The organism is Oscillochloris sp. ZM17-4 (assembly GCF_019599295.1).
Taxonomy (GTDB): Bacteria; Chloroflexota; Chloroflexia; order Chloroflexales; family Chloroflexaceae; genus Oscillochloris.
Window position 1 is genome coordinate 27,117 of sequence record NZ_JAIEWN010000056.1, and the last position, 4,801, is coordinate 31,917.

Below are 4,801 nucleotides of genomic sequence, written 5' to 3' on the forward strand. Positions count from 1 at the left end.
GGCGTCGCCCTGCGCCTGACCCTGCTCGGCGGCGCGGAGTTCCAGGGCGACGAGGCGCGGGCCATGCTGCTCGCCGCCGGCGTGGCCCAGGGCGACGACGGCATCCTGCTGACCCACACCAAGGGGCCGGTCGAGGCGCTGCTGCCCTCCGGCCCGCTCATCCTGGCCGGCTCCGGCGTCGAGTGGGTCGCCCGCCTGCCCTTCGCCCTGGCCGGCGTCGGCCTGCTGCTGGGGGTGGTCGTGCTCGCCAGAGAGCTCTTCTCAACCAGCAGCCAGCGACCAGCGTCAGAGCCGTATTCGCCTCTCGCCCCACATCCTTCATCCTTCATCCTTCATCCTTCATCCCTCGTCGCCGTCGCCCTGCTCGCCACCGACGGCTTCGCCCTCGGCTTCTCACGGATCGTCCAGTACCAGAGCGTCGTCCTGCTGATGTCGGCGGGGGCCTTCTGGGCCTGCTGGCGCTTCTACGCCGGGGCCGAGCGGCCGATGCGCCACCTCGTCTCGGCCGCCGCGCTGCTGGCGGTCGGGCTGCTGGCCCACTACGACGCGGCCATGGTCGCGCCGACCCTGGCCTGGCTGGTGGTCGCCGGGGGGCGGCGGCGCGGCTGGGGCTGGCGCGAGTGGCTGCTGGGCCTGGGCGCGCCGGCCCTGGCGGGCGGGCTGCTGCTGGCCAGCTTCTACCTGCCCTACGTCACCAGCGCCAGCTTCGCGGCCACCGCCGAGTACCTGGCCGGGCGGGCGGGCGAGGGCGACGCCGGCGGGCCGCCCTTCAACAACCTGCCGCTCTACTTCAACATTATGTCCTTCTACAACGCCCCGCCCCTGGTGCCGATCCTGGCCCTCGCCCTGGCCGGGTCGCTGCTCCTGCTGCCGCTCGCCCCCGGCGCGATCCCGCTGGCCCTCTGGTTCGGCGTACCCTTCCTGGCCGAGTCTTTCCTGATCGCCGAGCCGCGCACCCACTTCTACAGCGCCCACCCGGCCGCCGCGCTGATCATCGGCCTGGGCGCGGCCTGGCTTGTCGGGAGAGTGAAGAGAGGGCAGCCCTCTCTTCAGATACTCCTCTACGCTGGGGGAGTCCTCTGGCTGGCCGCCAGCCTCGGCTACGCCCAGCTGCTCTACCTGCGCCAGATCCCCGAGTACCAGCGGGCCTTCCCCGCCGCCCGGCCAAGCTGGCTGCGGGCCGGCTACGGCGACCGGCTGCCCGAGGCGGGCTACTTCGGCTTCCCGCACACAGACGGCTGGAAGGCCGCCGCCGAGCTCTACCGCGCGGGCGTGATCACCGGCAGCTACGACACCAACCAGAACCGCTGGCTGGCCGGCTGGTACATGCGCCAGATGCCGCGCTGCGCGGAGCGCCCCGACTACTACCTGATCGCCACGTCCGAGGCGACCCGCTACTTCCCGCCGGGCTACAGCCTGCTGGGCGAGGTGACGGTCGGCCCCGCGCGCGCCCTGGCGATCTACAGCCGCGCGCCGGTCGCCGGCCCGCCCCTGCTCTTCGCCGCCGAGGATCTGGCCGCCGCCTTCGACGCCCGCCCGGCGCAGCCCTTCCCCGCCGCCGCCATCCTGGCCGACGTGCCGCGCGCGGAGTGCCCCCTCCCATAAAAGACTCCTACGCCCTCGCTGGTGCGGCATCGCCACGGTGCGGGGGCTGTTCGCCTTTAGGCGACAGGGGAAGCGCTGGGCAACCAGCTTCTTGCGAGAACGCCGTGTATATGACAGAATATATGTGCCACTCAACGAACGCTTCGCGTGAAACGCATCCCCTCTACGGCACAGGCCGTGCTGCTAGCAGAACCCAGCCGCCTGCCCGCCGCGCTACAATCTGCATACCTACCGCGTCGATTGGGAGATTCAGACGGTGCAACAGCCCTAACCTGGGGCCAGGTTCGCAGGCCTGGCCCTAATGGAATATAACGGTCATCACAACGGCGAAGATCATGATCGACAGGAGCACGAAGAGCAGCATCATCGCGTCATTCCACTGGGAGGAGCTGACTGATCGGACTGCTGGCGGCTGATGGACAGGCGTGCTCGTGCCGCTCACCGGCACCTTCGCCGCGACCTGCCGATCCGCGCGCAGCTCGATGGCGCCGCTGTCCGCGACGCCGGTGTAGCGGTTGGGGATAGGCGCCAGGAACAGAGCGATCTCCTGGCCGGGCTGCAGGTCGAGGGCCAGGGTCGGCGGCGTGGCGGCGCCGCGCACCGCCAGAGTCTCCTTGCGGGCCAGGGTCTCCGAGGCGGCGGCGGCCAGCCAGGCCGGCGTGGTGAGGGTGGCCCGCACATAGCGCCGGCCGGCGTTATGCACGCGCAGCTGCGTGCGCACCGGCGTATTGGCGTCGAATCGGCCCAGGTCGATGCTGGGCGGGCTCAGCTGGAGCAGCGCCTCGGATGCGCCGAAGCCCTTCGGGTCGAGCCGGGCGATCGCCTCATCGAGCCCGGCGTTGTGGTTGTTGGCGTGGTGGGCCACGCAGCCGCGCAGCTGGGCGGCCATGGCGATCTGCACCAGCTCGCGCTCAACCGCGCCGGGCATGTCGCCGTAGAGCCAGGCCCGGGCCTGCTCCCAGTGGCGCTCGCACCAGCGGGCCAGCTCAACCTCACCCTGGAGGGTCGCCCCGTCGGGAGCCGTGATGAAGCGGGCAGCGTCGGGGGCCAGCAGCACCTCGACGCTGCGGCGCATGACGGTGGCGGACGGGCGCTGGGCCGGGTCGCTCTCCAGGGCGCCCTGGAGCACCCGGCCGAGGTAGCCGAGCCGCTTCATCTGCGGGAAGGCGAAGGGGTGATCGCCGGGGTCATCGTCGGTGGCCAGGTGGTAGAGCGTGGCCGCCAGGGCGTAGACATCGCTGGCCGGGCTGCACTCGCCGCGGTACTGCTCGGGCGCGGCGTAGCCGGGCGTGCCGAAGATCGCCGTGCCCGGGCCGGGCGACGCCGGCGCGATCGCCCGGGCCGCCCCGAAGTCTACCAGGTAGAGCTGGCCGCTGTGCGCGTCGCGGATCAGGTTGGCCGGCTTGATGTCCTGGTGGATCACCGGTGGCTGCTGGACCGCCAGGTACTCCAGGGTGCGGCAGAGCGACACCGCCCACGCGAGCACCTCGGCCAGCGGGTAGGCCTCCCCCGCCACTGGCGCGCCGCCCTGCGGGCCGGGCCGGCTCAGGCCGTGGCTCAGGTCGTCCCCCTCAATGTACTCCATCACCATGCAGGCCAGCGGGCCATCATGGAAGTAGGAGTAGATCTGCGGGATGGTCGGGTAGCGCAGGCCAGCCAGGGTGCGCGCCTCCTGGACAAAGTGGCGCAGCGCCGTCTGGGCCTCGGCGGGGGCCATGGCGTCGAGCCGGGTGAGCAGGGTCTTCACCACCACGGTGCGCCCGAAGGCCTCCTGGTCGGTGGCCAGGTAGAGCGCGCCCATGCCGCCGCTCGAGAGCGGGCGCAGCACGCGGTAGCGCCCGCCGCTGAGCGACTGGCCCGGCGCGAAGTGCTCGTCGGGCGCGGCCGTAGGCCCGGCCTGGAGGGCCGCCATATCGAAGACCCGCCCGCAGCCGCCGCACACCGCCTGGCCCGCCTCGCGCGGGAGCCCGCAGGCCGGACAGAGCACTGTCGTCACCGTCGCCATAGCAACCTCCAGGGCGAGCCGCCGTATGGACGCCATGACATGATACGCAGGCCGGGCGGGGATGGTGTCCTACCACTCCCCGCCGGCCCGGCTCTCGCCCCCGCCGCCATAGTCGCTCGGCCAGTCGCTTGAGCTTGTGGGGTCGCCGCTTGGCGGGGGTGAGGTGTATGAGGAGCCCGCCGAGCCGCCGGCGAGGTGGGCGCGCGTGGCGGCGAGCATGCGGATCTCCTCGGCGGCGTAGGCCTCGGGGCAGGTCGTCTTCCACAGCTCCAGGGCCTCCGCGCCGAGGGCGCGGTAGGCCGTGCCGAGCTGGTGCAGCCAGACCTGGCGGTCCTGGGCGGTGTGCCAGAGCCGGGCAAGCTGGGCGTCGGATGCGTCCAGCTCGGCCAGGCGGGCCTCCAGGGCCGCGAGCTGCGCCAGCTCGTCGGCGCTGACGGGGCGGGGCTGCCTGCCCTTGCGCTGGCTGCGGGTGGGCTTCGCGGCCCGCTGCATGTCGGCCCGCAGGCGGGCGAGCTGCTGGCGGGCGGCGGCCGCGCGGGACTGCTTGGTGGCGCGGGTGCCGATCAGGTCGTCGACATCGGCCAGCCAGGAGTCGTAGGCCGAGCGCAGCGCCCGCAGCTCGGCGAGGTCCTCGCCCTGGCGCATGGCCCCCCGGCGGGCGGTGAGCTCGTCGTAGGTCTCCTGGAGATCCTGGGGCGCGCCCAGCAGATCGAGCTTCTGGCGGACCTGCCCGTCCAATGTGTCGATGCGGCCCCGCTCGGCGTCGGCGGCGCGCAGCAGCTCGCGGCGGGCCTCGGCGCGGCCGGCCGGTGTGCGGCCCCAGATCCACGTCGTCAGCCTGCCGGGCGCCGAGTGCTTCCAGCGGCGGTTCAGCTCGTCTTGATGAGACATAAGCAGTACCCCGGCGATAATTATAGTGAAGACCACAATGACGACACTCAGCTGGAGCTGCTCCCGGCCCTTGGCCGCCTGGATCTCGGCCTCGATGGCGGCGAGCGTGGCGGCGAGGGCGTCGGCGGCGCGGCCCTCGCGCAGGGCGGGGCCGAGGACACTCTGGCGGATGCGCTCCAGCGTGGGCGCGGGCAGCTCGCTGCTCCAGCGCTCGCCGGCGCGCAGCTCGCTGTAGCGCGGGCTGAGGCTCACGTACACGCCGATCACGCCGGCGGCGATCTGGCCGTCGCGCAGCAGCCC

Annotated in this window: 3 protein-coding genes; 1 reads left to right on the forward strand and 2 read right to left on the reverse strand. The window is 72.6% G+C overall.

Annotated elements, in window-relative coordinates:
• Positions 1-1,605, forward strand: a 1,605-nt coding sequence (locus K2Z83_RS24860; protein ID WP_220597870.1) for a hypothetical protein, incomplete at its 5' end; no start/stop codon positions are given.
• A gap of 298 nt (positions 1,606-1,903) precedes the next feature.
• On the opposite strand, the gene K2Z83_RS24865 is transcribed toward K2Z83_RS24860, so the two are convergent.
• Both K2Z83_RS24865 and K2Z83_RS24870 read right to left on the reverse strand, forming a co-directional pair.
• The gene (locus K2Z83_RS24865; RefSeq protein WP_220597871.1) at positions 1,904-3,610 is read right to left on the reverse strand and encodes a serine/threonine-protein kinase; all 1,707 of its coding nucleotides are present in this window, start codon (positions 3,608-3,610) and stop codon (positions 1,904-1,906) included.
• A 69-nt stretch (positions 3,611-3,679) separates the two neighbouring features.
• On the reverse strand, positions 3,680-4,801 hold a 1,122-nt coding region (locus K2Z83_RS24870), incomplete at its 5' end, for a hypothetical protein (protein ID WP_220597873.1).

Bases quoted from the DNA above. Each gene is read 5' to 3' on its own strand.
- K2Z83_RS24865 (WP_220597871.1), bottom strand. From the start codon at position 3,610: ATGGCGACGGTGACGACAGTGCTCTGTCCGGCCTGCGGGCTCCCGCGC.